This is a genomic window from Embleya scabrispora (assembly GCF_002024165.1).
Taxonomy (GTDB): Bacteria; Actinomycetota; Actinomycetes; order Streptomycetales; family Streptomycetaceae; genus Embleya; species Embleya scabrispora_A.
The window spans coordinates 419,662-446,367 of sequence record NZ_MWQN01000001.1 but is presented as its reverse complement, the minus strand read 5'-3'; the positions used below and the strand labels follow the sequence as shown (position 1 = coordinate 446,367).

Genomic DNA, 26,706 nt, shown 5'->3' with positions numbered 1-26,706 from the left:
TACCTTTTATCCATGACTTCCGCCGCCCCCGCCCCCACCTCGCCCGCGGTGCCGACCGTCGCCGATCCGGCCGCCCGCCGGCGGGCCGCGTGGTTGGCCGGTGTGGGCATCGTGCTGATCGCGTTCAACCTGCGGCTCGGCATCAGCAGCGCGGCGGCGCTCCTGGAGGCGCTGCGCGACACGCTGGGCTTCGGCTCGGTGACCGCGTCGCTGCTGCCCACCCTGCCGACCCTGTGCTTCGCCGCCGCCGGGCTGACCGCCTCGCCGCTGGCCCGCCGGTTCGGCACCGAGCGTGCGGTTCTGGTGGCGCTGGTCGCGCTCGCCGCCGGGCTGGGCCTGCGGATGGTGCCGGCCACCTGGGCGCTGCTGACCGGCACCGTCGTGGGCATGTCGGGGCTGGCGGTGGGCAACGTGCTGCTGCCCGCCCTGCTGCGCGGGCACTTCCCGCACCGCGTGTCGGTGCTGACCGGGGTGTACACCACGGTGATGGCGCTGGGCGCGACGCTGGCCGCGGCGGTGGCCGTGCCGGTGGCCGACGGGTTCGACTCGCCCTCGCTGGGCCTGGCCGTGTGGGCGATCCCGGCGGTGGCGGCGCTGCTCGTGTGGTCGCTGGTCCGGGCCCCGCACGCGGCGGCCGGCGGCACCGGCGCCGCGGGGCACGTGTCGCCGTGGGCGATGGCGCGCACCCGCCTGGGCCGCCTGGTCACCGCCTACTTCGCGCTTCAGGCGTTGAACTGCTACGCGCTGGTGGGGTGGTTGCCCACGCTGCTGTCGGACCGGGGGATGAGCCACGGCGGCGCGGGCGCGATGCTGGCGATCACCCAGGGTGCGGGTATCCCGGCCACGTTCGCGCTGCTCGCGTTCGTGCGGGCCACCGGGCGACTGCGGCCGGCGTTCGTCCTGGTCTCGGTGAGCATGCTGATCGGCTTCACCGGACTGCTGGTCGCGCCGGTCGCGGCGCCGGTGCTGTGGGCGGTGGCGGTCGGCGTGGGCTTTTGCTCGTTCCCGCTGGTGCTCTCGGTGATCGGCGGCAGTGGTGCCGGCGCCGCCGAGACGACCGCGCTGTCCACGCTGGCCCAGTCGCTCGGCTACGGGGTCGCCGCGACCGGCCCGTTCGCGCTGGGCCTGATGCACGGTGCCACCGGCGGGTGGACGGTGCCGATGGCCGCCCTCGTGGTCACCGCCGTCGGCCAACTCCTGGTCGGCCTGGTGCTGTCCGGCGGCCGCGGCGCGGCCGGGGCCGCCGAACCCGACGCCGCCCCCGAACCCGCCCGGCGGCCCGGCGCCTGACCCCCGGACGCCGGACCGCCCATCGGGCTACAGGACTTCCGCCGCCGGCTGGGCGAACTGCGAGGCGTACAGCCGGGCATAGGCACCGTCCGAGGCCAACAGCGCCTCGTGCGTGCCCTGTTCGACGATCGAACCGGACTCCATCACCAGGATCACATCCGCGTCGCGGATCGTGGACAACCGGTGCGCGATCACGAAGCTGGTCCGGCCCTTGCGCAGCGAGTTCATCGCCTTCTGGATCAGCACCTCGGTACGGGTGTCCACCGAACTGGTCGCCTCGTCGAGCACCAGGATCTGCGGCTCGGTCAGGAACGCCCGGGCGATGGTGAGCAGTTGCTTCTCGCCGGCGCTGAGGTTGCCGGCCTCGTCGTCGAGCACGGTGTCGTATCCGTCGGGCAGGGTGCGCACGAAGCGGTCGGCGTGGGTGGCCCGGGCCGCCGCGACGACGCGCTCGCGCGAGACGTCGCCGACGCCGTACGCGATGTTGTCCGCGATCGTGCCGCCGATCAGCCACGTGTCCTGGAGCACCATCCCGATCGGCGCGCGCAGGTCCTCGCGGGTCATCGTGGCGATGTCCACACCGTCGACGGTGATTCGCCCCTCGGTGACCTCGTAGAACCGCATCAGCAGGTTCACCAGCGTGGTCTTGCCCGCGCCGGTCGGGCCGACGATGGCCACCGTCTGGCCCGGGTGCACCTCCAGGTCCAGGTTCTCGATCAGCGGCTTGGTCGGCTCGTAGCGGAAGGTGACGCCCTCGAAGGCGACGTGCCCGGTCACCTTGTCCAGGCGTACGGCCGGCTCCGGGTCCGGGGACTGCTCCTTGGCGTCGAGCAGCGCGAACACCCGCTCCGCCGAGGCCACCCCGGACTGGAGCAGGTTGGACATCGCGGCGACCTGGGTGACGGGTCCGTTGAACTCGTACGAGTACTGGATGAACGCCTGGATGTCGCCGAGCGTCATCGCGCCCGAGGACACCCGCAGCCCGCCGATCACCGCGACCAGCACGTAGTTGAGGTTGCCCACGAAGGACATCGCCGGCTGGATCAGGCCGGAGATGAACTGGGCCTTGAACCCGGCCGTGTACAGCGCCTCGTTGTGCTTGTCGAAGACCTCGGCGGACTCCTTCTGCCGACCGAACACCTTGACCAGCGCGTGACCGGTGTACATCTCCTCGATGTGCGCGTTGAGCTTGCCGGTGCTCGACCACTGCTTGACGAACTGCGGCTGGGCGCGCTTGCCGATAACCACGGTGACCAGGATCGAGGTGGGCACGCTGATCAGTGCGACCAGCGCGAGCAGCGGGGAGATCCAGAACATCATCACCAGCACGCCGACGATGGTCAGCAGCGAGCGCACGATCTGGCCCATCGCCTGCTGGAGGGTCTGGGCGATGTTGTCGATGTCGTTGGTGGTGCGCGAGAGCACCTCGCCCCGGGGCTGCTTGTCGAAGTAGTTCAGCGGCAGCCGGGACAGCTTGGTCTCGGCCTGCTCGCGCAGCCGGTAGGTGGTGCGCTGCACGATGGTCGCGGTCAGGCGACCCTGGACGAAGGCGAACAGCACCGAGCCGGCCACCACCGCGAAGGTGACGAGCAGGATGTCGCGGACGTGGTCGTAGTCGATACTCCCGCCGCCGCCCACGCCGGTGAAGATCGCGTCGGTGGCCTTGCCGAGCAGCCGGGGGGTGAGCACCGACAGGCCGACACCCGCGATGCCGCAGAACAGCAGGGCGTACAGCCGGGTGCGCTCGGGGGCCATCATGCGCAGCAGTCGCCGACTGCTGGCCTTGAAGTGCATCGACTTCTCGACGGGCGGGCCGCCGATCATCCGCGTCATCGGTCCACCGCCGGCCGGCGGTCCCGGGCGGCGGGCGGGGACGGCGGCCTCGGTCTCGGTATCGTTCCCGGTCTCGGTCTCGCGCGGGCCGGCGCCCTCGTCGGTGGTGGTCACGCCGCCTCCTCCTCGGTGAGCTGGGACAGCACGATCTCGCGGTAGGTGTCGTTGCCGGCCATCAACTCGGTGTGTGTGCCGGTGCCGACGACACGGCCCTCGTCCAGCACCACGATCCGGTCCGCGTGCCGGATGGTGGCCACCCGCTGCGCCACGATCACCACGGTGGCCTCGGCGGTCTCCGCGAGCAGCGCCGCGCGCAGTGCCGCGTCGGTGGCGTAGTCCAGCGCGGAGAACGAGTCGTCGAACAGGTAGATCTCCGGTTTGACCACCAGTAGCCGGGCGATCGCCAGGCGCTGCCGCTGGCCGCCGGAGACGTTGCCGCCGCCCTGGGCGATCGGCGCGTCCAGCTTCTCGGGCAGGGCCTCGACGAAGTCGCGGGCCTGGGCGATCTCCAGGGCCCGCCACAACTCCTCGTCGGTGGCGTCCGGATTGCCGTAGCGCAGGTTGGAGGCGACGGTGCCGGAGAACAGGTACGGCTTCTGCGGGACCAGGCCCACCGTGCGCGACAGCAGCCCGGCCTCGATCTCGCGGGTGTCCACGCCGCCGATCAGCACCGAGCCGCCGGTCACGTCCAGCAGGCGCGGAATCAGGCCCAGCAGCGTGGTCTTGCCCGCACCGGTGCTGCCGATCACCGCGGTGGTCTCGCCGGGCCGGGCGATCAGGTCGATCCCGCGCAGGACCGGCTCCTCCGCGCCCGGATAGCAAAAGCTCACGTCGCGCAGCTCGAGCCGGCCGTGCGCGTGCAGCGCGGTCACCGGTGCCTTCGACACGGTCAGGCTCGTCTCGGTGTCCAGGACCTCGGTGATCCGGTCGGCGCACACCGCCGCACGCGGGATCATCATGGTCATGAAGGTGGCCATCATGACCGAGGTCAGGATCTGCATCAGGTAGCTGAGGAAGGCGACCAGGGCGCCGATGTCCATCGACCCGTCGCCGATCCGGTGCCCGCCGATCCACACGATGACGATCGCCGAGGTCTCCCACACCAGCAGGACCGACGGGTACATGAACGCCATCAGTCGGCCGACGGAGAGCGACACGTCGCGGATGTCCGCGTTGGCGTCCGCGTAGCGGGCCTGTTCGTGGCCGTCGCGGCCGAACGCGCGGATCACCCGGATCCCGGTGATCTGCTCGCGCATGATCCGGTTCACGTTGTCGATCCGGCCCTGGAGCGTGCGAAACAGCGGCGGCATCGCCCGGACGATCCAACCCACGGCCAGGATCAGCGCGGGCACGATCAGCAGGAACAGCAGGGACATCGGGACGTCCTGGTTGACCGCCATCAGGATGCCGCCGAAGCACATGATCGGCGCGGACACCATCAGGGTCAGCGTCAACAGCGCCAGCATCTGGACCTGTTGCACGTCGTTGGTGGTGCGGGTGATCAACGACGGGGCGCCGAACCGGCCGACCTCGCGGGCGGAGAAGGTCTGCACCCGGTCGAACACGGCGGAGCGGATGTCGCGGCCCACGCCCATGGCGATACGGGCACCGAAGTACACGGCGAACGCGGCGCAGACGATCTGGACCAGGGTGACGCCGATCATCGTGCCGCCGACGCGCAGGATGTAGCCGGTGTCGCCCTCGATCACGCCGTGGTTGATCAGATCGGCGTTGAGGGTCGGCAGATACAGGGTGGCGAGGGTCTGGATCAGTTGCAGCACCACCACCAGGCCGATCGGCTTGGCGTAGGGGCGCAGATGTGCGCGCAGCAGTCGGATCAGCACGATGTCCTCTTCGGGTCGGAGGAGCGCGGCCGACAGGAGGCGCCGGCCGGGAGCGGCCTCGGGCCGGGGCTCGTGCGGGGCGCCGGTCCGGGGCGCGGGTCGGGCGCGCGTCGTCGGGGCGGGTCCTGCTCCCGACGGTAGTGCTCGCGGCCGGCACGGTCGATCGGATTGTGCGGGCCGGCCGGGTGGCGGCGCGGGCGGACGTCGGTGGACGGCGGGCTGTGCATGGCGGATCTCCCCGTGAGTGGTCCAAGGTGCCGGACGCGGGCCGGCGACGGTGCCCGGGCGACACGTCGAAACCGTGGAGACTTCGGTTCGAACCGTAGGACTTCAAGTCGACTTGAAGTCAAGGCGCGGGCGACCGGGATGCGTCGATGCCCTGGGGTCGTCGCCGGCCCTTGTGCACGGTACACAGCAAAGCGGCCCGCCCACCCCGGGGGTGGACGGGCCGCCTTCCGCGTTCGCTGCCGGCGTACGTCAGCGGATCGAGACGTGGGTGCGCGAGAGGTGGAACGCGGCGAGCTTGCCGCCATGGCAACCGTGGCCGTGTGCGATGAGCACGCCGGAGGCGGTGGTGTGGTCGACCTCGACGCCGCCTTCGTGGGCCTGGGCGGTACCGGCACCGGCGAAGGCGAAGACGGTGGCGCCGGCGACGGCGACCAGGGTGGCACGGATGCGCATGTCATCTCCCATGGAGTGTGCGTGAGCAGGACGAGCTACGAATATCCGGAAAACTGCACATCATGGGAGATTTCGCCTGTTTGGGGGTGTGTCGGCCGTCGGGTGCGACCCGTTCGGCCGCCGTCACTGGTCCACGAGGGTGAGCCAGTGTGCGTATCGCTCGTCCCGTCCGGTGACCGCGGCGGTGTACGCGGCCTGGAGCTTGCGGGTGATCGGGCCGCTGCCCACCTCGCGGTCGTCCAGCGACGCCACCGGGATCACGCCGGCGGCGGTGCCGGTGACCAACACCTCCTCCGCGGTGTACAGATCGGTTCGCAGCAGGTTTTGCACCCGCACCTCGAGGCCCAGGTCGCCGGCCAGGGTGAGCACTGTGTCCTGGGTGATCCCGCGCAGCGCGCCGGCGCTCGGCGGCGGAGTGCAGAGCACGCCCTCGCGCACCGCGAACACGTTGGCCGCGCTGCACTCGCTGACGTACCCGTCCGCGTTCAACAGCAGCGCCTCGTCGTAACCGGCGCGCAGTGCGGCGGTCTTGGCCAGTGCCGAGTTGAGGTAGCCGGCCGTGGCCTTGGCCGCCGGCGGCATCGCGTTGGGATCGTTGCGCCGCCACGAACTGGTGGCGAGCCGGATGCCGCGCTCGGCGCCGTCGCCGAGGTAGGTGTGCCACTCCCAGCCCGCGATGCTCACCTCGACCGGCAGCCCGGGGCGAAAGCCCGGACCCATCTCGCCGTAGCCCAGGTGCGCGAGGTGGCGCAGATAGCACTCGTCGTGCCCGTTGGCCGCGATCAGTTCCAGCGTCGCGGTGCGCAACGCGGCCGGGTCGTAGGGCAGTTCGAAGCCCAGGATGTGCGCGCTTTCGCGGAACCGGCGCAGGTGATCGTCCAGGCGGAACACGGCGGGGCCGCGCGCGGTGGCGTGCGCGCGGGTGCCCTCGAGCACGCCCGTGCCGTAGTGCAGACCGTTGCTGAGTACGTGCACCTTGGCGTCGGCCCACGGCACGAGCGCGCCGTTCATCCAGATCCGGTCCGCTTCGATCAGTGCCATGGCTGCTCCCACCGTGGTCGCTCGACTCGGATCGACTCGATGCGTTCGATGCGATGTCGAGAAAGTGGATCATTGGCGAGTGTGTCGATGTGCCACTTGCCGAGTGGCACATTAGCCGCATCGATATTGGTCCACTAGGGGGTGTTCACGGATCGGACGGGTGGGCGCCGATTCGGCTCGGGGCAGGCCGAAGAAACCCCGGGGGTGGGGGCGTTCGTGGTTTGCACCGGGGTGGGCGAGCGGGTCAGGCGTTCTTCGGGGTCTCGCGCCAGGCGGCTTCGAGGAGGTCCACCGCCTGGGACAGGACCGGCTCGGGCCAGGCGTAGCCGAGGCGGATGCGGTCGCCGGCGGTGTGCGGTGCGGGGGCGAAGACCGCGCCGGGGGAGACCGCGACGCCGTGGCGCAGGGCGGTGGCGACGAAGTCCTCGCCGTCCACGCCGGGCAGTCGGGCCCACAACGACAGGCCGCCGCGGGGCATCGTCCACTCCCATTCGGGCAGGCGCGCGGCGAGTTCGGCGGTGAAGTGGTCGCGGCGCCGGGTCAGATCGGCGAACCACTCGCCGACCCGGGCCGGACGGCCCGGATCGCGCAGCAGGTGGATCGCCAGTTGCTGGTCCAGGGTCGACGTGGCCAGGTCGGTACGTTGTTTGGCCTCGACGAGGAGCGAGCGCACGCCCGGGGGCGCGGCGATCCAGCCCAGGCGCAGGCCGCCCCACGTGGTCTTGGACAACGAGCCCAGGCAGATCGTACGGTCCGCCACGTGCTCGATCGCCGAGGCCACCGGCCCGTCGGCCAGGCTCGCGAGCGTGCGGTCCTCGACCAGGAGCCCGCCCTCCTCGGCGGCGACCCGGGCGATCGCCTTCGCCCGTCGGGCCGAGACCACCGCGCCGGTCGGGTTGTGCACCGGCAGCGAGAACACGTAGGCGGGCCGGTACCGGCGGATCGCCGCGCGCAGCGCCTCCGGGTCGAAGCCGTGGCGGTCGACCGGGACCGGGATCGCCTCGGCGCCGAAGCGGTACACCGCCGCGAGCATCCCGGGATACGTGGTCGGCTCGACCAGGACCCGGTCGCCGGGCACGAGCAGCGCGTCGGCGACCAGGTGGATCGCCTGCTGCGCTCCCGAAGTCACCACGACGTCGTCGGCGGTGAGGCCGGCGGGCAATTCGTGCGCCGCGATCAGCTCGCGCAGCCGCGGGTCGCCGGTCGGCCCGTAGCCGTCCGGGGGACGCGAGTCGAGCAGGTCCTCGACGCGCAGCGCGGTGTGCGGCAGAAGCGTGGTGTCGGGTACGACCGCCTTGGCCAGGTCGACGACGATGGTGCCCTCGCGCAGCCAGCGGGCGAAGGTCGGCCGGTCGCCGGCACGTACGTAGGACCCGCTGCCGTGGCGGCGCTCGACCAGGCCGATCCGGTGCAGCGAGAGGTAGGCGGTCGCGACGGTGCCTCGGCTGAACCCGAGGGCGTCGGCGAGCGCACGCTCGGACGGCAGGCGGGTGTCGGCCAGCAACTCGCCGCCCTCGACCAGGTCGCGCAGCGCGTCGGACAGCCGTTCACCACGGGACCGGCGCTCGTTGCGTCGTGGACGCCCCATCCGCTCCCCGAGCACCACGGCGAACTGCTCGACGTCCACGACCACTACTCCCTCTGCACCGGGGCCTCACGGCCTCGATGGTTGCACGGCCGACGGTTGCCACTCTCGCCTGAGCAGCCCGAATATCCACGAGTCGGACACCTCGCCGTTCACGACGCAGTCCTCCCGCAGCGTCCCTTCCCGCACGAATCCCATCTTCTCCAGGACCCGGGCGGATGCCACGTTGCGCGTATCGGTCTCGGCCTGCACCCGATTCAGGTCCAGCGTGTCGAACGCCCACCGCAGCACGGCGTGCGCGGCCTCCGTCGCGAAGCCGTGGCCCCACATCGCATCGCCGAGACAGTAGCCCAACGACGCGCTGCGACGCTCCTCGTCCCATGCGGTCAGACCGCACCAGCCGACGAAGGCCCCGTCGAAAGCCCGGTCGATGGCCACCCGGGCCCCGGTGCCGTCGTCCGCCATCGTTCGGCACATCTCGACGAATCGCCGGGCGCGGGCCCGTTCGGTCCACGGCGGGGAGTCCCAGTAGCGCATCACGTGGGTGCTGCTGTGCAGCGCGAAGAGGGAGTCGGTGTCGGCGTCGGTGAACGGACGCAGCCGCAGGCGAGCGGTATGCAGTACGGGGGTGGCCAAAGTCATGCGCATCATCTTGCGTCCTCACGAGACGCACAGACCCCGAATATCCGCCCCCGGGGGGCCGTTGCCGGACATGGACTCGACGACCACGAAGCGCGTGGTGCGTCAGGGGTGGGACAGGTTCTCGTACAGGCGGTAGAGCCGGTTCGTCGTGTTGGTTCGATCCTGCTTGGACAGTGTCGACCAGGTCCGGGTGAGTAGGGCGCGGGCCTGGCGGCCGGGCCATGGGGTGGGTAGGAGTTCCGGGGGGAGGAGGGGATCCGGTTCGATCGCGCGGCTGAATTCGACACCCAACTCGACGCCGATGGTGAGTAGTTCGACATCGGTGAAGTCGGTGCCGGACTCCAGGCGGGTCAACCGGGGGCGGACGACTTCGAGCAACCGGGCGTAGCGCCCGGCGATTTCGTCCAGTGGCCACAACTTGGCGGCCAGCGCGCGTGGTTGGTCGATCGCGCCGATGCGCAGGTCGCGGCTGGTGAGCTGGGTGACCGCGGCGGAGACGCCGAGGCGGTGTGCCTCGGCCGAGATCAGCTCCGTCCAGTCGTTGGCACACGCGTACAACCCGCCGTGTAGTGCCGCCCCGCCCAGCCACACGATCGTGTCGCGCAGCGCGTCGCGTGCCGATCGTGCGGATTCCGGGATCGCGAACGCCACCAGCCGCCATGCGCCGTCCCACGGCGCCTCGCCCCGGTCCTGGCGAAACGCGTGCCGTACGAATTCGACGTTGGGTTCGAGCGTGCGTCGGGCGTCCTCGGTCGCCCTGAGCACCGCCTTGCGTCCGCGCCCCTCGTGGGTGAAGCGGCCCTCGGCGACCAGGCGCTTGACGCACAGCCGCACCTGCTGGTCGGACATGCCGAGCGCGCCCGCGACGGTGTACAACTCCCCGGTGTCGACGCTGCCGTCGCCGTGCACGAGCGCGTGTACGAGGGTGCGGGTGGGGATCTCGACGCGGGCCGTGTCCGGCGTTCCTGGCATGTCCCGAGCATACGAGCGCCGTACCCGTGCCCCCGCGTTCACCCGTGCCCGCCCGGACGCGCGGGCTCGACCCGGCGGACCATCGTGGTCACCGCGCCGAAGCCCATCAGCCCGCGCAGAAAGGGGGTTCGCTGGGTCGAGGTCGTCACGAAGCCGTGCCGCTCGTAGAGCGCCCGGGCCCGCGGGTTGACGTCGATCACATCGAGCCGGATCCGCCGACAGCCGAGCTCGCGGGCCACGGCGGCGACCTCGTCGAGCAGCAGGCCGCCGACGCCCGTGCCGCGCTGCGCGGCATCGACGCAGATGCCGTCCATCACCAACTCCCCATGCCCCGGGCGACGTTCGAACAGGGCCAGGACGGCCAGCCGGGGCAGCGCGCGGATTCCGCCATAGGCGCGCAGCACGTCGCCCGCGGTTCCGCCGGTCAGCCCGCGGCCACCGTGGGCGTAGCCGGCCAGGCCGACCAGTTCGCCGTCCCGGGTCGCGACCACGGCGCGGTCCGGGTGCAGGTGTTCGGCCAGGAATGCGATCCCGGCCTCGGCGGGGCCCAGGCCGGCGCCCAACTTGCGACCGAACGCCTCCCAGTACAGCTCGGCGGCCCGCCGCCGTGTGCCTTCCGGCAGCCCGCGGCCGATTGCCGGGGGGCCGGGGCGTCGGCGGTCGGGGTCGGGGGACTGCGGGCTGTCGTGGGGGTGTGGTGCCTGTTCCTGGTCCATTGCCGCCTCCGTGGCCGGTGGGTGGCGCCCGGCGGGCGCGGGGAACTGCGGCCGGGCCGTCCGAGGCCAGTATATGCAGAAGTAAAAACGTTCGTTAGAGCTACGAGCGATTTCAGTTTGATAGATTCGATATCGCAAACGATGTTCCAAGGGAGATGACCACATGGGGATCCGCGGGTTCGTTCGACGCCATCGGGTGCTGACCATCTGCGGGGCGGTCCTCGCCCTGCTGCTCACGGCGGGACTGGGTGCGCTGCTGTACGCGGACCACGCCAACACCTACGACCTGAAGGAGGAGCGGATCGTGTTCCACGACGGCGCGCGGCGGCTGGACGGCGTGCTGGCCAAGCCCACGCACGGGCGGGGACCGTACGGCCTGGTGCTCCTCGTGCACGGCGACGGAGCCCGGAACGCCACCAACGACGGCTTCTATCGGCCGCAGATGGAGGCGTACGCCCGGGCCGGCTACGCCACGCTGTCCTGGAACAAGCCGGGCGTGTCGGGGTCGCCGGGCAACTGGCTCGACCAGAGCATGGAGGATCGGGCCCGGGAGACCGAGGCGGCGATCGCCTGGAGCCGGTCCCGGCCGGACGTGGACCATGCGCGGGTCGGGCTCTGGGGTGCCAGCCAGGCGGGCTGGGTGCTTCCGAGAGTGGCCGCGCGCACGCCCGACGTGAAGTTCGTGATCGCCGTGTCGCCGGCGATCAACTGGCTGCGCCAGGGCCGGTTCAACCTGCTCGCCGAACTGCGCGCGGAACACGCGTCGCAGGCCCGGATCGACACCGAGGTCCGGCGCAGCGACGAGGTTCGGCGGCTGATCGCGCAGGGCGCCGGGTACGAGCAGTACCGCGCCGCGTTGGGTTCGGCGGCGACGATGTCGGCGGACCGGTGGAACTTCGTGCGCAAGAACGCCGGGGCCGACGCGAGCGCGGATCTGGCCGAGGTGCGGGTGCCGGTGCTGCTGATGCTCGGGGGGCACGACGTGAACGTGGACGTGGTCGAGACCGAGGCGGAGTATCGCAAACTACTCGCCGGACGAGCCGAACTGACGGTACGTCACTACCCGGACGCGGCGCACTCGATGGTCGACGCGGACATCGAGGGTTCGGAGACGAAGACCTTCTTCACCGCGGTCTTCGCACCGCGCGACCTGTTCGTCGACGGCTATCTCGCCGACCAGCGGCGATTCCTGGCCGGACGCTGAGCGGGCCGCCGGGCCGAGCGTGGAGGTGGGTCGGCCGGTGATCGGCTCGTGCTTCGGCCGCGCTTTGGGACCCGTGTCGTACGCTGCTCAGCCCACCGGGGTCGGGATGGCGCCCAGTGCCGTTGCCACCTCTGCCAGTTGGGGGTCGCCGGCGGCCTTTTCCAGTGCCGTGGTCAGGGCCTGGTCGTAGGTTCGGGCCGCCTCGGTGAGCCGGGCGCGGCCGTCGTCGGTGATGACCGTGTACACCCCTCGGCGGTCCTTGGGACACAGGTCGCGTCGGGTGAGGCCGTCGGTCTCCAGGCGGACCGCGAGGCGGCTGACCGAACTCTGGTTGAGCCCGATCGAGTCGGCCAGCTCCTGCATACGCAATTCGCCGTCGGGAGCCACCGCGAGTCGGGACAGTGCGCGGTACTCGGACAGGCCGATCCCGTGTCGCCGCTGAAGTGTCCGGCCGAGGTCGTGCTCGACGCGCGCGTGCAGCACGACGACCTGCTCCCAGAGCTTCGCGTCCATGACCCCGTCCTTTCTCCGGCCCGGTCGAACCCGTGTCCGGCCGTTGGTGGACCGAGCGCGGATCGATCCGCTGTTGACAGCAGATTACATGCAGTGCCAGATTATGCATGCGCAAGCAAATCATGCATGTGCATGCAGATTCTTTTGACCCGGGAGCATCCGATGACCGTCACCACCACCAACGCCGCTGCCACCGACACCACCACCGACACCGCCCGTGCCCGGATCGAGCGCGTCGCGACCACCCCCGACTGGTACGAGCCGTACCGGATCTCCCAGGCCATCCGGGCCGGCGGCCTGATCTTCGTCTCCGGGCAGGCCGGGTTCGACGAGGGCGGAGGCACCGTCGACGGCGGCTTTCTCGCCCAGGGCCGGCAGGCCTTCCGCAACGTGGAGCGGGTGCTCGCCGAGGCGGGGGCGACCTTCGCCGACGTGGTCAAGGTCGGCATCTACGTCCGGAACATGGCCGAGAACCTGGACGACGTGATCCGGCTGCGCGAGGAGTTCCTGTCCCTGCCGTACCCGGCGGACACCCTCGTCGAGGTCTCCTCCCTGGCCCGGCCCGACTGGCTGATCGAGGTCGAGGTCACCGCGCTGGACCGCTGAGTCCGCGAAACCGTCGCCACCGGCGCGCCCGACCCCGACCACCACAGGGATGGATACCGTGTTGACTTCCCCGACCCGCACCGCCAATCCGCTGCTCGCCCCCTATCGCCACGGCCGTCTGGATCTGCCCAACCGGATCGCGATGGCCCCGATGACCCGAGGTCGCGCCGACGACGCCACCGGCGTGCCGAGCGATTTCGCCGCCACCTACTACCGACAGCGGGCGGGCGCCGGGCTGTTGATCACCGAGGGCATCTCGGTGCACCCGCTCGGCAAGGCCGGACCGGGCATTCCGGCACTGCGCACGGACGAACAGGTGGTGCGGTGGCGCGAGATCACCACCGCCGTGCACGACGTGGGCGGGCGGATCTTCGCCCAGCTGTGGCACGTCGGGCGGATGACCCATCCGGTGACCCTGGACGGCGAGACGCCCACCGCGCCGTCGGCGGTGCGGATCACCGAGGCGCCCATCCACACCCGCGACGGCCTGCTCCCGCACGTCGTCCCGCGTGCGCTCACCGTCGCCGAAATCGCCGGGGTGGTCGCCGCGTTCGCCCGCGCCGCGCGCCGCGCGATCGAGGCCGGGTTCGACGGCGTCGAGATCCACGGCGCCAACGGCTACCTTTTCCAGCAGTTCCTGGCCGAGAACAGCAACCTGCGCACCGACCGCTACGGCGGTTCGCGGGAGAACCGGCTGCGTTTCGTGTTCGAGGTGGTGGAGGCGGTGGCGGCGGAGATCGGCGCGGACCGGGTGGGGCTGCGGATCTCGCCGGACAACCCGGAGAACCAACTCGTGGAGCCGGACGCGCGTGGCACCTACCGGGCGCTGGTCGACACGCTCGACCCGATCGGCCTGGCCTACCTGCACGTCCTCGAACGCGGCGCGTACGCGGCGCTCGCCGACCTGCGGCCGCGCTGGTCCGGCATGTTGATCGCGAACCACAACGGCCCGACCCCGGTCGATCCGGCCACCGGCGAGCGACTGATCGCCGACGGCCTCGCCGACGTGGTGGCGTTCGGCCGGTTGTTCATCACCAACCCCGACCTGCCGGAGCGGATCGCCCGGGGATTGCCGCCGGCCCCGCCGCCGGTGGCGGATGTGTACGGCGGCGGTGCGCGCGGCTACGTGGACTATCCGGCGATCACCGTCCCGGAGCGGGTCTAAGGCCTGTCTGATAATGATCTTGTGGTGTCTCGGGGTGGGTTGACGGATGCGGCGTGGGTTCGGATCGAGCCCTTGTTGCCGGTGGTGGATGGTCGTGGTCGGCCGTGGCGTGATCATCGGCAGGTGATCGACGGGGTGTTGTGGCGGTTGCGGACCGGTGCTCCGTGGCGGGACGTTCCGGCGCGGTACGGACCTTGGCAGACGGTGTACGAGCGGTTCGTGCGGTGGGAGGCGGACGGGACGTGGGCCGCACTGCTCGAACACGTGCGGGTGCGGGACGACGCGGTCGGTCGGGTCGACTGGTCGGTGTCGGTGGACTCCACCATCGTCCGCGCGCATCAACACGCGGCCGGGGCGCGGAAAAGGGGGTTGCGGACGGGGACGAACCGGGCGGCGTGGGGCGTGCGGCGCCGGGCCCGACGCCTGCGGGCCGCGAGGGTCTCGGCCGTTCACGGGGCGGGTTGACGACGAAGCTGCATCTCGCGGTGGACGGGCGGGGGTTGCCGTTGTCGATCGTGGTCACCCCGGGGCAGGCGGGGGACGCGCCGGCGTTGGACGCGGTGCTCGCCGGGATTCGTGTGCCGCGGCCGGGTCCGGGTCGGCCGCGGGTGCGGCCGACCCGGCTGATCGCGGATCGGGCGTACTCCTCGCGGGCGATCCGTGCCCGGTTGCGGGCGGCGGGGGTGCGGGTGGTGATCCCCGAACGGGCCGATCAGCGGGCGAATCGTCGCCGTCGGGGTCGAGCCGGCGGGCGCCCACCGGCGTTCGACCGGGAGGCGTACCGCGAACGCAACGTCGTCGAGCGGTGTTTCGCCCGCCTGAAGCAGTTCCGGGCGATCGCCACGCGCTTTGACAAGCTCGCCGCCCGCTACACGGCGGGCGTCGTCCTGGCCTCACTGATCCTGTGGCTCCGCGAACCACAACCATGATCGTTTGTCAGACAGGCCCTAGGGCCGGGTTCGGGGTTCGGCCGGCGGGTCGGGTCCGGTTCGGGGTCCGCAACGGCGAATTGCGCGGGAGCGATGCGCGCGTCGATGGCGGATCGCGGTGCGGCGGGCCGGGGGTTCGGCCGGTACCGGACCCGTATCGAACGAACCGTCTTCGGGTGCGGGGGAGTTACGCCGCAGCGCCGAGCGGGCGTGCGGTGTCGACGAGCACGGCGCGCAGGGACTCGAGGGTCAGTACGCCGACGGCTCGGCCCGCCGGGTCGGTCACCGCCCATACCCGCAGGCCGCGGGCGCGCATGGTGGCCAACGCCTCGGCGGCCGGTGTCGTGGGCCGGGCGAAGGGGCCGCGTTCGTGGGTGATGTTCCGGATCGGCGTACGGGCGGTGTACCAGGAACGGTTCTGGTACGGCGCGAATTGCGCCCGACGCACGATGCCCAGGCAGCGGCCGTCCTCGGCGTGCAGGATCGCGTGGTCGGCGTCGGCCGCGTGGACGAGGTCGATCGCCTTGTCGACCATCGTGTTCGCGTCGATCCGCACCTCGGCAGGGCGCATGGCGTCGGCGACGGTGGGGGATGGTGAGGAAGGTTGGTCATCGGGTATGCACCTGGTTTCGAGTCGTCCGGTGGAACCGGAGTCGGGTGGCGGGGCACCCGGGCCCGTGTTTCGTCGCGCGGCCGCGCGATGGCGCGCGGGGCCGAAGAGGCGGCGAGATTACGGGGCTCGATGCGGGCGGCCGGGCCCGCGCCGGGTGATGGCGCTGTGCGCTGATCGGCGGACGCAAGGCGGGCTGCACGGACAGCCGGTGCACTCGCCTTCGGACCCGCCGGCATGACCGGCGTCGTCGCCCACCGAGGACGGCGTCGACAAGGAAGCCGACGTATGGAATGTCTTCGGTACAGCCACCTTACCGTCATTTCGACGGGAGGCCGACATGGCGTCGGTACATATCATCCCGAACCGGCTTTATTTCCCGCCGTGTTCGGGATGGCGAACGAAGAAGTGGCGCGATCGGGCCGGTGGGCCGGCCGGGCCGGGACTGCGGCCGGGGCGGGCGGGGGTGGGGCCGGGCCTGGCCGGATGGCCGCTCGTGACCGGGCGGTTCGGGGACTCGTGATCGGGCCGGCGGCGGTTCGCCGCCGGCCCGTCGGGTTACCGGGGTCGCCGGATCACCAGGTGTAGATCGGCTTTCCGTTGCGGTCCTTGGCCTCGGTGTAGACCTTCATGCACGCGCCGTCGTCGGCGCCGTTCAAGGCGGCCGAATCCTTGGGGAGTTCGCCCGCCGGCGGAGGCGGCGGGGCGGACGGAGGCGCGGAGGTGGTGCTGCCCTTGCCGCCCTTGAAGGTCGCCTCCGAGCCCCAGTCGGTGCCGATCTGGACGGTGATGTGCGTCGCGTTCGGCTGCGCGGACAGCGCGCTCGCCGGCAGGCCGAGCGAGTCCGCGACGGCTTGGGCCTGGTCCTTGGCGTCGGCCGGGTGGATCACCGTAGTGGTCTGCCGCTTGAGCGGGGCCGAGTCCCGGACGGCCTTGGTGAAGCCCTGCGCGATCAGCCGGTCGGTGACCAGGCCCGGCAGGCTCGTCCTGGTCGTGCCGTTGGCCACCGTGACCCGGACCGCGGCCTTGTCCAGGGGCGGGGCGGCCGGCGGATCGGGTGTGGTCGGCGGGTTGGTCTCGGTACCGGGCGGCGGGCCGTTCTTGTCGAAGGCGACGTCGGAACGCACCATCTTGAACAGGGTTTCCGCGGACGTGGCCGGGACCAGGTGCTCGTTCGGCGCCTGCGGGTCCGGCACGTTCGGCATCGTCGTCATGGTGATCCGGTTGGTGTTCACCTTGTTCAGCGTGGTCGCGAGCGAGGTCAGCTTCGGGATGCCGTTGAGCCCGTCGTCCACGGTCAGCGCCTTGGTGGCCGCCTCGGCGACCTTGAACAGCTTGATCGGGTTGGTGATCGTGCTGTTGGACTTGAGCGTGCGCACCATCGAGTTGAGGTACATGTGCTGCGCGTGCGTGCGGCCGACGTCGCCGCCGTCCTCGAAGGCGTGCCGGGTGCGCAGCCACTTCAGCGCGTCCTCGCCCTGGATGTTGTGCTTGCCGGCGGTCAACTTCAGGTGCGAGCCGATCTCGTGCCGCACACCGTCGCGGTACTCGATCTGCTCGTCCTGGATGTTGGACTGCACGCACACCTCGACCCCGCCGACCGCGTCGGCCATCGAGACCACGCCGGAGAAGGTCACCATCATGAAGTGATCGATGTGGATCTTGGTGAGCAACTGCCAGGCCCCGACCACGCAGCCGGGCCCGCCGCGGCCCAGCGCCTCGTTGATCGTGGTGTTGATCGGGTTGAACTTCTGCTTGGTCTTCGGGTCGACGCAGGTCGGGATCTGGACCCGGGTGTCGCGCGGGATGCTGATCACCGACGCGTTGCTCCGGTCCGCGGACACGTGCAGCAACATCTGCACGTCCGCGCGCGGAGGTCCGCCGTCGCACGCGCCGCCGAGTTTGCAGTCGGTCGGGTTGTCGCGGCCGTCCGAGCCGAGCATCAGGATGTTCATCGGGGTGCGGCCGAACGCGTCGGGGCCCTCCTTGGGCACGTCCACATCGCTGATGTTGAGCTTGCTGTGCCTTATGTTGCCGTTCAGCTTCCGATAGATCACGAAGCCGGTGATCCCGATCGCGACCAGCGCCAACGACAACACCATCGCGGTGATCTTGAGCTTGCGGAAGCGGCGCGGCTTGCCGTGGCCGGTGGGCTTGGCCCTGCGTCCGGAGCGGGAGCGGCCCCGGCCGTCGGCGCGTCGGGGGCGCGGTACGCCCACGCCGGTGTCGTCGCCCCCGGCCGCCTCGGGGCCGCCCTCGACCGGGAGATCGGTGGGTGGGGCCAGGTCGGGGGAGGCGGACCCGGGAGTACGCCGGCGGCGCCCGCCGTGCTCCGGAACGGAATTCAAACCAACCCCCGAGAGTGCTGTCGTCGGACCGACGTCGCGTTGGCGCGGACTGGCTCGACACCGTATCGGGCGGCCGGAACGGACCGTACATGTACCGGACGCGGATCATTGCGCCGGCGGCCTTCGGGAAGACGGACGGTCTCCGGCGCGGGACGGTTGCAGTGCGGATTGTCCCGGATGCCGGGGGTCGGCCCGGGCGCCGGTGGCGAGGGGCGAAAAGACGAGGGACGGCGCCGCCCTCGGGGGAGGGGGCGACGCCGTCGTCTTCGGGTCGGTGAACGGGATCACCTCTCGGCGGGTGGCACGCCGCGATTCCAGCCGAACGGTAATTCGCGGCGGCAATGATTGGGCCCGGGGACACCCGCTCACCGACTGCTCCGTACAACGAACGAGCCGCCGGGGTCATTCCCGGCGATTTCGGCGCGTATTCGGCGGCGAGGCCGAGGCCCTGTGCGGTGCCGATGCCCTATGGGGTGCCGAAGCCCGAGGCGGCGCCGGGGCCGGGTCGGCCGGCGCCCGGTCCGGTCGGGAGTTGCTCCAAGCCGGCGAGCAGCAGGTCGAGGCCCGCCCGGAACTCGTCGGACGGTGAGCTCTCGGCCGCCGCGCCGGCGATCTCGATCAGGTACGGGAAGCGGTCGGCGGGCAGCGCCCGGGCCCGGTCGGTGATGGACCGCACGTCCTCGTCGGGGGCGATCGAGAGCGGGCCGGCGAGTTCGGCCTGGGCGAAGCCGGTGACGAAGCCGGTCACGGTGCGGAAGGCGTACAGCAGCTCGACACCGCGGCGACCGCTTCGGGCCAGGGCGCGCAGCAGCGCCTCGCCGTGTACGAGGGTCGCCTCGTCGGTGATCCGGCGGGTGAGGATCAGCGGAATCACGTCCGGGTGGGCGCGGATGGCACGCCAGTTCGCCTCGGCGAGCCGACGCACCTCGGCCTGCCAGTCGCCCGCCTCGGTGCCGGGTCCGGTCGCGGGGAGCGCGTCGGCCAGGACGGCCTCGACGAGCAGTCCCTCCAGGCCCTCGCGCCCGTCCACGTAGTTGTAGATGGTCATCGCCCCGGTGCCGAGCGCCGCCGCGAGGCTGCGCATGGTCAGTGCGGCCAGGCCGTGCGTGTCGACCAGGGTCAGCGCCGCGGTGCGCAGTTGTTCGCGGCTGAACTTTCGGGGCGCGGGCATGCTGCTCCTCCTTGACGTACGTACGGCGTACGTGTTCGACTGAAGCTGTTCACGTACAGAGTACGTCAACGCGCTGCCGGTGTGTCTCCCGGCGTGCTTTTTCCTGTGGCAAGGAGTTTTTCGATGACGTATGTCGACCTGTTCCAATCCGCGGTGCGATTGGCCGAAGTCGGTGGCCGGATCGAGGTCGGGGAGCGCCGGATGGTCGGGGACGCGCCGGGCTGGCAGGTGGCCGTCTTCCGGGTGGAGACCGACGCCGAATTGCATGCCGATCTCTGGGAGATGCACCCGTCCTCCGACGAGGTGGTGTGCGTGTGGTCGGGAGGTCTGCGGATCGTGCTGCGCGATGCGGTCGGTGACGGCGAGGGGCCGCCGGTGGCGCTCGGGCCCGGCGGGGCGTTCGTGGTGCCCCGTGGGCGGTGGCACCGGCTCGAGGCGGACGGGCCCGTCGAGGTGATGTCCATCGGGGTGCGCACCGGCACACACCTGGAGCCGCGCGCCGACGGGGTCGGGGTGCGGGGATGACCGGGACGAGGGGCGGGACGACGGCCGGGGCGGCGGGGACGGCCGGGATGACCGGGCCGACCGGGACGATCGCGGCTTCGGTTGAGGCGGGCCGGGGGCGGCCGGGTACTCGACTGTTGCTGCTGGTCGTGTTGACCGTGCAGTTCACCGTCGCGTTGGACATGTCGGTGGTCAATGTGGCACTCCCGGACATCCGTGACGACCTGGGCTTCGGCGTCGACGGGTTGCCGTGGGTGGTCAACGCGTATGCGCTGAGCTTCGGCGGGTTGTTGATGCTCGGCGGGCGCGTCGGCGACCTGGTGGGTCGGCGGCGCACGCTGATCGGCGGCCTCACCGTGTTCGGCCTGGCCGGGCTGGCGGGCGGCTTCGCCTCGTCGCCCGGGGCGCTGATCGCGGCCCGCGCGGTACAGGGGGTCGGGGCCGCGGCGCTGGCGCCGGTGGCGTTCGCGCTGATCACGGTGACCTTCCCGGCCGGGCCGGCCCGCTCCCGGGCGCTCGGCCTGTGGGGTGCGACGGCGGCGGCCGGAGGTGCGTGCGGGGTGCTGGTCGGCGGACTGCTGACCGAGTCGGCGGGGTGGCAGGCGGTGATGTTGATCAATGTGCCGATCGTGGCCTTCGCGCTGCTCGCCGCCCGGCGACTGCCCGGCGACCGGCCCGCGCGGGGCACCGGCGGCGGGCTCGATCCGGCGGGTGCGCTGCTGGTCACCGCCGGGGCGACCACGCTGGTCCTCGGCGTGGTGCGGGCCGAACGGCAGGGCTGGGGCTCGGCGGTCACGATCGGTACGCTCACCGCCGCGGTGGTGTTGCTTGTCGCCTTCGTTCTGGTCGAACTGCGGGTTGCCACACCGCTGTTGCGGATGGGACTGCTGCGCCGGCGGCCGGTGGTCGGCGCGAACCTGTTCATGATGTTGTTGTTCTCCGGGCAGTTCGCCGCGTTCTACTTCACCTCGCTGTACCTCCAGCAGGTGCTCGGCTACGGTCCGGCCGCCGCCGGGGTGGCGTTCCTGCCCTTCTCGCTCGGGGTGTTGATCGGCTCGGTGCTGGCCACCAAGGTGGTGGCCCGGGTCGGGCTCGGGCGGTTGCTCGCGCTGGGCGGGGTGCTGGTGGGGGCCGGTTTCGGGTGGTTCGGGCTGGCCTTCGACGTGGACGGTACGTTCCTGCGCTCGATCCTGGGACCGTCGCTGGTCGCGAGCATCGGCGCGGGCCTGTGCTTCGTTCCGCTGGGCACCGCGGCCACCTCCGGCGTGGCCGCGCACGAGGCGGGCATGGCCGGCGGATTGATCAACAGCTCGCGCCAGATCGGCGGTTCGATCGGCCTGGCCGCGCTGGTCACCCTGGCCGCCTCGGTGACCGGACCCGAGGAGGGCGCGTCGAAGCGGGAACTCGCCCACGGCTACGCGGTATCGCTCGGTGCGGCGGGTGGGTTGTTGCTGGTCGCAGCGGTCGTCGCGGTGCTGCTGGTGCCGACGAAGTCAGCAGTGACATAGGGGGCTTGGGGCTTCGGGCCGGGTCGTCGGGTTGCGCGGTCGTGCCGCGTCGTGGGGAAAAGACCCGTTGGTGGGTGTGCGGAACCGTCGGGCGCGGGCAGGATTGACGGAGTGTGGCAGGTCGCGTACCTGCCGGTAACGGGGCGTCCGTGGGTCCAACGGCGGTGCGGGCGCGCGGAGTCGACTGCGAAGGGGGCGGCGATGGGTGTGCTCGGGCGGGTGTGTCGGCGGGTGGGGACGGTGGTGGTCGCGGCCGGGGTCGTGGTGCCGCTGGGGGTGGTGGTCGCGGCGCCGACGAGTGCGGCGCCTGCGGCCTGTACCTCGCGGACCGGGCCCTATCAGCGGCAGGTGGAGGCGGCCCTCGGACTGCCGGTGGACGGGCGGGAGTCCGCGGCCGACTGCCGGGCCATCCGCACGTACCAGGCCGACAACGGCATTCGCCCGGCGGCCGGTTACGCCGGCCCGGTCACGTATGCGGCGCTCAAGCGGCGGTCCGCCGGCGGGGAGGGCGGATGTCCGACCGATGTCGGACGAATCGCGTGTGTGGACCTCGGCCGGCAGGTCAGCTGGATCCAGGACGGCGCGAAGCGGGTGTACGGGCCGGTGCAGATCCGTTCGGGGCGGGCCGACTTCGCCACCCGCACCGGGCTGCACAAGGTCTACTACCGGGCGCTGAACCACTGGTCGACGCTCTACGACGTGGCGATGCCGTACAGCCAGTTCTTCGACGGCGGCATCGCGTTCCACGCGATCGACGGCTCGGTCACCTCGCCGCCCGGCTCGCACGGCTGCGTCAACATGCGGCCGGCGGACGCGAAGGCCTACTGGGATCTGCTGCACACCGGCGACGAGGTGTACGTGTACGGCCGCAAGTCCGGCACCTGATCGCCGAGTTGCGCCACCCCCGGGCGTCGGCGGGGAAGGCGGCGACGGTCAGACCGCGCGCAGCGCGCCCGGGTGGCGGCCGGTGAGGTGGTCGAGTGCGGCGGAGGTGGGTTCGTCGCAGGGGAGGTAGACGACCAGCGTCTGGTCGACGTCGGCGAGGTCCAGGATCTCGCGTTCCAGGCGCAGTTCGCCCGCCTCCGGGTGGGCCAGCCGCTCCACGCCGACCCGGCGCGGCGGGGTGGCCGGCGCGGCAAGCCGGCGGCTGAACACCGTGCCGGCGATGATCGCGAGGCCGTCCAGGAAGTCCTGGACGTAGGGATCGGCGAACGAGGCGGCCGTGCGCAGGATCGCGGCGTGTTCGTCGGCTATTTGCTCCCAGTCTGGGTAGGCGGCGCGGGCCCGGGGATCGGTGAACACGTAGCGCGCCAGGTTGGGTTGGTCCGGGTCGAGGATGCCGAGGGGGCGGGCCAGCCGCTCGTAGCCGTTGGTGAACGCCAGGACGTCGCCGAGCCGGTCGACCAGCAGCGCGGGGGCCGGTTCGAGCCGGTCGAGCAGGGCGCGAACGGTGGGCCGGATTCCGCGCGTGGGCGGCTCGACCGCCGCGTACGAGAACGCGTTGCCGGTGGCGGCCCTGGCGAGCAGACGCACGTGGACCCGCTCCTCCGGGGTCAACCGGAGCGCGTCGGCGAGCGCCGCCAGTACCTGGCCGGAGGGACGTCGGTCGCGCCCCTGCTCCAACCGCGCCAGGTATTCCACGCTGACCCCCGCCAGGCCCGCCAACTCGGACCGCCGCAGCCCCGGGCCACGGCGCCGGGGCCCGTCGGGCAGCCCGACTTCGGCAGGCGTGACCGCCGCGCGCCGGTCACGGAGGAAGCCACCAAGCTCGTTCTCACTCACGGCCCGAAGTCTAAGCCGCCCCGACACCGGACCGACCGCCGCTCGTCGCCGACCGCTCGCGGGGTGGGACTGGGGCGCGCGGTGGGTCGCGTGGGACGGGCGGGGCCGCGGCGAGATCGGACGGGGGTGTTGTGCACGGGAGTTGCGGGGTGAGTGGAGGCAGGCTCGGGGTGGCGGTGAGTCGGTCGGGGCGCGGGTGCCGTGGCGAAGCGAGCAAGGTAAGCGAGCGAGGGAGCAAGGGAGTCGGGTGCCGGAGTCGTGAGGTCGAGCGGTGTGGTGCGTCGGAGTTGTGCGGTGGGCAGGCGAGGCGGGGTCGGGCGGTCGAGACGGCGATGAGCCGGTAAGGGCGTTGGAGTCGTCGAGTTTGTCAGGGGCGCCTTCCCGAGTGGGTCGGGCGTTTTCGCCGGGCGGTGTGCTTGTGGTTGCGGGTGGCCGGTGCGGGGTGTGTCCGAGTCGGTGGTGGGCCGCCGCCGGCGTTCGGGGCTCCGAGATGTGGGGTTCCCGACGAGGCGGACGTGTTGCTCACCGAAAACCGGCTGGCAACGGGGGCAGGGAGGGCGCTCGGGTCGAGTCCTCCGGGGCGCCTTTCCGGGTGGGTCGGGTGCTTTCGCCGGGCGGTGTGCTTGTGGTTGCGGGTGGCCGGTGCGGGGCTTGTCCGAGTCGGTGATGGGCCGCCGCCAGCGTTCGGGGCTCCTAGACATGGAGTTCCCGACGAGACGGGCGTGTTGCTCGGCGAAAACCGGCTGGCAGCGGGGGGCAGGGAGGGCGGCCGGGTCGAGTCCTCCGGAGAGCCTTCCCGAGTGGGTCGGGTGGTTTCGGGGGCCGTTGGGAGGGGCTGAGGTTCGAAACCGATCGCGATGGGTGGATGTGGGCTTCGAGCTTCGGTGACCTGCGATTTTGCGTGGCCGGGGCGGAAAGTCAGGCGTCGAGTGCCGGTTTCGTATGCTCTGACCCCTCGACGCCCGTGCGGAGACTGAAACCGCCCGTTCGGAGCCGGCTTCGGGTGCTCCGACCCCTCATAGGCCGTCGCGAAGACCAAAAGCGCCCAGTAGGCGCCGAAACCGGATCGCGAGGCGCCCGAAGCAGCCACCCGATGGCACTGACCTGCGGTTTTCCCTCACGCCGAGGCAACAGCTCTTCACGCGGTCCGGGTTCGTGAACCCTCGTCACCCACACGCCCACCGCACTCCCGAAACCACCCGACCCAGCCGGGAAGGCTCCTCGGAGGACTCGACCCGAGCGCCCTCCCTGCCCCCCGCTGCCAGCCGGTTTTCGCCGACCAACACGTCCGTCTCGTCGGGAGCCCCACATCTCGGAGCCCCGAACGCCGGCGGCGGCCCATCACCGACTCGGACACACCCCGCACCGGCCACCCGCAACCACAAGCGCACCGCCCGGCGAAAACGCCCGACCCACTCGGGAAGGCGCCCCGGGGGACTCGACCCGGCCGCCCTGCCTGCCCCCGTTGCCAGCCGGTTTTCGCCGAGCAACACGCACGTCTCGTCGGGGGCTTCAAGTCTTGGAGCCCCGAACGCTGGCGGCGGCCCACCACCGACTCGGACCGGCCCCGCACCGGCCACCCGCAACCACAAGCGCGACGTTCGTCGGGGACATCCGGGCCACTCGGGAAGGTCCCTCGGGAACCCGGCCCAACCTGCCCCCTGCCCGCCGCTGGTGAGGTGATCGTGGCTTCGCGGTCGTCGGTGGGGTGGTGCGTCGGAGTTGTGGGGTGGGCCGGGTTGGGGGTGCGGTGAGCGGGGCGGGGGTTTTGGGTTGTCGTGGCGCTGGTTCCTGTTGGGTGACGTCATGTGGCGTCGAAGGGTGGGGGTGTTGGGCTTGCCATGACGTCATTGTGGCGTCATGATGACGTCATGGACCTCACGCCGTATGTCGACAAGCTCTGTCGTGAACTGGCGGTTGCCGCCGAGGCGAATGGTGCGGAGGCGCGGGCGCTTGCCGAGCGGTTGATCGGGCCGCTCGAATCGGCGACCAGGCTTGCGCTGCTGAGTGCGTTGTCCGCCGCCGCCGACGAGATCAGCCGCGACCTGGCGCCGGGGTCGGTCGACATGCGGCTGCGGGGGCTCGACCCGGACTTCGTGGTGTCGTCGGCGGCCGCTCGCTCGTTCGAGGAGGGCGGCGGAGGTGCCTTCGACGACGAGCCGGACGAGCGCCCCGGGCCGCCGCCCGCCGCGTCCGTGCCGGAGCCCGAGGAGGGCGGTACGGCGCGGATCACGCTCCGGCTCGCCGAGCACATCAAGCCTCGGATCGAACAGGCCGCCGGTCGGGCGGGCCTGTCCGTCAACGCCTGGCTGACCCGTACGGTGGCCGCCGCGCTCGACCCCGTCGAGGAGCGCGGGCGCGAACGGCGCGGCACGTCGCGCGGCAGGCAGCGGTACACCGGCTGGGTGCGGTGACCCGGTGCGCGGCCGGCGAACCCGGGATGCGCCGGCAGGGAGCACCCGGCGGCGGAATCCGAGCGAACTCGGAGCGCGGCACCCGAGCCTTCGGCGGCTGTAGCGAGACGCGCGCGATCGGCCCGCGCCGCATGCGTGGCCCGCGGGCGGCGTGTGGGTGCGCGACGGAGTACGCCCCTACGTAGTAGTACGACCCTCACCTCCCAGGACGGGATGTCATGCCTACTTTCGAAACCCCCAAGCCGATCTTCGCCACCGTCGATCTGGTCGTCGGCAGCCTTCGGATCAGCGCGAGCGACCGCGTCGACACGGTCGTCGAGGTGCGTCCCACCGACCCGTCGCACACCGCGTCCGTGCAGGCCGCCGAGCAGACGTCGGTCACCTGCTCCTCGGGGCGGCTGTCGGTGCGCGTGCCCAGGAACAGGAGCCGTTCGTTCTTCGGGCGCAGTGCCTCGGTGGACGTGACGATCGAGTTGCCCACCGGCTCCCGGATCGAGGGACAGGCGGCCGCCGCGGACATCCACGTCGAGGGGCGGGTCGGCGAGACCCGGCTCTCGGTCGCCTCGGGCGACATCCGACTGGATCGCACCGGCGCGCTGCGGCTGAACTCCACCTCCGGTGACGTCTCGGTGGCGCACTCGGTGGGCCACACCGACATCAGCGCGGCGGCGGGCGAGATCCGGGTCGGCAAGATCGACGGTACGGCGGTGGTCCGCAACACCGCCGGCGGCATCTCGCTCGGCGCGGTCAGCGGCGACCTGCGCCTGAACAGCACGCTCGGCGACATCACCGTGGATCGGGCGCTGACCACCGTCGGCGCCAAGACCGTGTCCGGCAGCGTCCGGATCGGCGAGGTGGTGCACGGCGCGATCCGGCTGGAGACCGCGTCCGGCGAGCTGGAGGTGGGGATCCGGGAGGGTACCGCCGCCTGGCTCGACCTGAACTCCATGGCCGGCAAGGTGCATACCTCGTTGCCCTCGGTCGACGGCCCGGCGCCGAGCGACGACACGGTCGACGTGCGGGCCCGCACGCTTTCGGGCGACATCGTGATCCGTCGGTCCTGACGTCCGAAGCACGCAGCGGAGAGGACAGCTCATGTGGGCCGCACCCGAAGTGTCCGGCGGCGTCTGGCCGTTACCGCATCCGGTGCCGACGCCGCTGCTGTGCGCGGTACTGATCCTGGCGGCCCTCGCGCCGTTGGAACGGTGGCGTCGGCAGCGGGAGATCGCGCAGCGTCGCGCCGATCGACTCGCCGGTCGGGAGGTCGCGCCGGCCGCTGTCCGGTCCGCCGTGCCATGTGGCGCCATGCGGTCGGGCGCGCGAGCGGGCGCTCGATCCGCTACCCGGT

General features: G+C 71.6%; 23 protein-coding genes. 10 read left to right on the top strand and 13 right to left on the bottom strand.

Translation table 11 applies throughout. The annotated features are described in order from the left end of the window. Positions 1–12: 12 nt before the first annotated feature. Positions 13–1,290 carry an MFS transporter gene (locus tag B4N89_RS02090; protein WP_161500591.1) on the top strand — a complete coding sequence of 426 codons (1,278 nt, stop codon included), beginning with the start codon at positions 13–15 and terminating at the stop codon, positions 1,288–1,290. Positions 1,291–1,317: 27 nt separating this feature from the next. On the opposite strand, the gene B4N89_RS02085 is transcribed toward B4N89_RS02090, so the two are convergent. The 8 genes from B4N89_RS02085 to B4N89_RS02050 all read right to left on the bottom strand — a co-directional run bounded on the left by B4N89_RS02085 (position 1,318) and on the right by B4N89_RS02050 (position 10,604). Continuing rightward, the gene (locus tag B4N89_RS02085; protein WP_078974156.1) at positions 1,318–3,237 is read right to left on the bottom strand and encodes an ABC transporter ATP-binding protein; all 1,920 of its coding nucleotides are present in this window, start codon (positions 3,235–3,237) and stop codon (positions 1,318–1,320) included. After that, on the bottom strand, positions 3,234–4,967 hold the full coding sequence (locus B4N89_RS02080) for an ABC transporter ATP-binding protein (protein ID WP_161500590.1): 1,734 nt from the start codon (positions 4,965–4,967) through the stop codon (positions 3,234–3,236). Before B4N89_RS02080 ends, B4N89_RS02085 begins: the two co-directional genes overlap by 4 nt. A gap of 477 nt (positions 4,968–5,444) precedes the next feature. Continuing rightward, a complete protein-coding gene (locus B4N89_RS02075; protein WP_078974155.1) occupies positions 5,445–5,648 on the bottom strand; it encodes a hypothetical protein in 204 nt (67 codons plus the stop codon). Positions 5,649–5,771: 123 nt separating this feature from the next. Continuing rightward, positions 5,772–6,689: a branched-chain amino acid transaminase gene (locus B4N89_RS02070; protein WP_078974154.1), complete on the bottom strand. Its 918-nt coding sequence runs from the start codon at positions 6,687–6,689 to the stop codon at positions 5,772–5,774. A gap of 244 nt (positions 6,690–6,933) precedes the next feature. After that, the gene (locus B4N89_RS02065; protein WP_143657802.1) at positions 6,934–8,316 is read right to left on the bottom strand and encodes a PLP-dependent aminotransferase family protein; all 1,383 of its coding nucleotides are present in this window, start codon (positions 8,314–8,316) and stop codon (positions 6,934–6,936) included. A 27-nt stretch (positions 8,317–8,343) separates the two neighbouring features. Then, entirely contained in the window at positions 8,344–8,916 is a 573-nt protein-coding gene (locus tag B4N89_RS02060; RefSeq protein WP_078979053.1) for a GNAT family N-acetyltransferase, read from the bottom strand. 102 nt (positions 8,917–9,018) lie between these two features. Next, a complete protein-coding gene (locus B4N89_RS02055) occupies positions 9,019–9,888 on the bottom strand; it encodes a PaaX family transcriptional regulator C-terminal domain-containing protein (RefSeq protein ID WP_078974152.1) in 870 nt (289 codons plus the stop codon). Positions 9,889–9,926: 38 nt separating this feature from the next. Continuing rightward, positions 9,927–10,604, bottom strand: a complete 678-nt coding sequence (locus B4N89_RS02050) for a GNAT family N-acetyltransferase (protein WP_078974151.1) — start codon at positions 10,602–10,604, stop codon at positions 9,927–9,929. Positions 10,605–10,767: 163 nt separating this feature from the next. On the opposite strand from B4N89_RS02050, the gene B4N89_RS02045 reads away from it, so the two are divergent. Then, complete coding sequence (locus B4N89_RS02045) at positions 10,768–11,808, top strand: alpha/beta hydrolase family protein (protein ID WP_078974150.1); 1,041 nt, start codon at positions 10,768–10,770, stop codon at positions 11,806–11,808. A gap of 87 nt (positions 11,809–11,895) precedes the next feature. Here B4N89_RS02045 and B4N89_RS02040 read toward each other — a convergent pair whose 3' ends face one another. Next, positions 11,896–12,321, bottom strand: a complete 426-nt coding sequence (locus B4N89_RS02040) for a MarR family winged helix-turn-helix transcriptional regulator (protein ID WP_078974149.1) — start codon at positions 12,319–12,321, stop codon at positions 11,896–11,898. 132 nt (positions 12,322–12,453) lie between these two features. Here B4N89_RS02040 and B4N89_RS02035 point away from each other — a divergent pair, with 132 nt between their 5' ends. The 3 genes from B4N89_RS02035 to B4N89_RS02025 all read left to right on the top strand — a co-directional run bounded on the left by B4N89_RS02035 (position 12,454) and on the right by B4N89_RS02025 (position 15,021). Beyond that, positions 12,454–12,927 (top strand): RidA family protein, encoded by a 474-nt coding sequence (locus B4N89_RS02035; protein WP_235618435.1) that lies wholly within the window; start codon positions 12,454–12,456, stop codon positions 12,925–12,927. A gap of 49 nt (positions 12,928–12,976) precedes the next feature. After that, positions 12,977–14,092, top strand: a complete 1,116-nt coding sequence (locus B4N89_RS02030; protein ID WP_078974147.1) for an alkene reductase — start codon at positions 12,977–12,979, stop codon at positions 14,090–14,092. 24 nt (positions 14,093–14,116) lie between these two features. Continuing rightward, positions 14,117–15,021 (top strand): IS5 family transposase gene (locus B4N89_RS02025; RefSeq protein ID WP_414646351.1). Its coding sequence is split into 2 segments (ribosomal slippage): positions 14,117–14,461 and positions 14,464–15,021, totalling 903 coding nucleotides; the frame shifts between segments, so codons are not numbered across the junction. Positions 15,022–15,208: 187 nt separating this feature from the next. Here the strand turns inward: B4N89_RS02025 and B4N89_RS02020 are convergent. The 3 genes from B4N89_RS02020 to B4N89_RS02010 all read right to left on the bottom strand — a co-directional run bounded on the left by B4N89_RS02020 (position 15,209) and on the right by B4N89_RS02010 (position 19,150). Next, positions 15,209–15,592 carry a CBS domain-containing protein gene (locus B4N89_RS02020; RefSeq protein ID WP_078974146.1) on the bottom strand — a complete coding sequence of 128 codons (384 nt, stop codon included), beginning with the start codon at positions 15,590–15,592 and terminating at the stop codon, positions 15,209–15,211. Between the two features lie 614 nt (positions 15,593–16,206). Beyond that, positions 16,207–17,979 carry an LCP family protein gene (locus B4N89_RS02015; RefSeq protein ID WP_078974145.1) on the bottom strand — a complete coding sequence of 591 codons (1,773 nt, stop codon included), beginning with the start codon at positions 17,977–17,979 and terminating at the stop codon, positions 16,207–16,209. 466 nt (positions 17,980–18,445) lie between these two features. Then, positions 18,446–19,150 carry a TetR/AcrR family transcriptional regulator gene (locus B4N89_RS02010; protein WP_078974144.1) on the bottom strand — a complete coding sequence of 235 codons (705 nt, stop codon included), beginning with the start codon at positions 19,148–19,150 and terminating at the stop codon, positions 18,446–18,448. 123 nt (positions 19,151–19,273) lie between these two features. On the opposite strand from B4N89_RS02010, the gene B4N89_RS02005 reads away from it, so the two are divergent. From B4N89_RS02005 to B4N89_RS01995, 3 genes are all read left to right on the top strand, one after another. Next, positions 19,274–19,675, top strand: a complete 402-nt coding sequence (locus B4N89_RS02005) for a cupin domain-containing protein (protein ID WP_078974143.1) — start codon at positions 19,274–19,276, stop codon at positions 19,673–19,675. Between the two features lie 47 nt (positions 19,676–19,722). Next, a complete protein-coding gene (locus B4N89_RS02000) occupies positions 19,723–21,162 on the top strand; it encodes an MFS transporter (RefSeq protein ID WP_078974142.1) in 1,440 nt (479 codons plus the stop codon). Between the two features lie 201 nt (positions 21,163–21,363). Continuing rightward, complete coding sequence (locus tag B4N89_RS01995; RefSeq protein ID WP_078974141.1) at positions 21,364–22,047, top strand: L,D-transpeptidase family protein; 684 nt, start codon at positions 21,364–21,366, stop codon at positions 22,045–22,047. A gap of 48 nt (positions 22,048–22,095) precedes the next feature. Here B4N89_RS01995 and B4N89_RS01990 read toward each other — a convergent pair whose 3' ends face one another. Beyond that, positions 22,096–22,944 carry a helix-turn-helix domain-containing protein gene (locus tag B4N89_RS01990; protein WP_078974140.1) on the bottom strand — a complete coding sequence of 283 codons (849 nt, stop codon included), beginning with the start codon at positions 22,942–22,944 and terminating at the stop codon, positions 22,096–22,098. Positions 22,945–24,815: 1,871 nt separating this feature from the next. On the opposite strand from B4N89_RS01990, the gene B4N89_RS01985 reads away from it, so the two are divergent. Beyond that, positions 24,816–25,358, top strand: coding sequence for a hypothetical protein (locus B4N89_RS01985; protein WP_078974139.1), 543 nt, complete (start codon positions 24,816–24,818; stop codon positions 25,356–25,358). A 218-nt stretch (positions 25,359–25,576) separates the two neighbouring features. Beyond that, complete coding sequence (locus B4N89_RS01980; protein WP_078974138.1) at positions 25,577–26,422, top strand: DUF4097 family beta strand repeat-containing protein; 846 nt, start codon at positions 25,577–25,579, stop codon at positions 26,420–26,422. Positions 26,423–26,706: the final 284 nt, after the last annotated feature.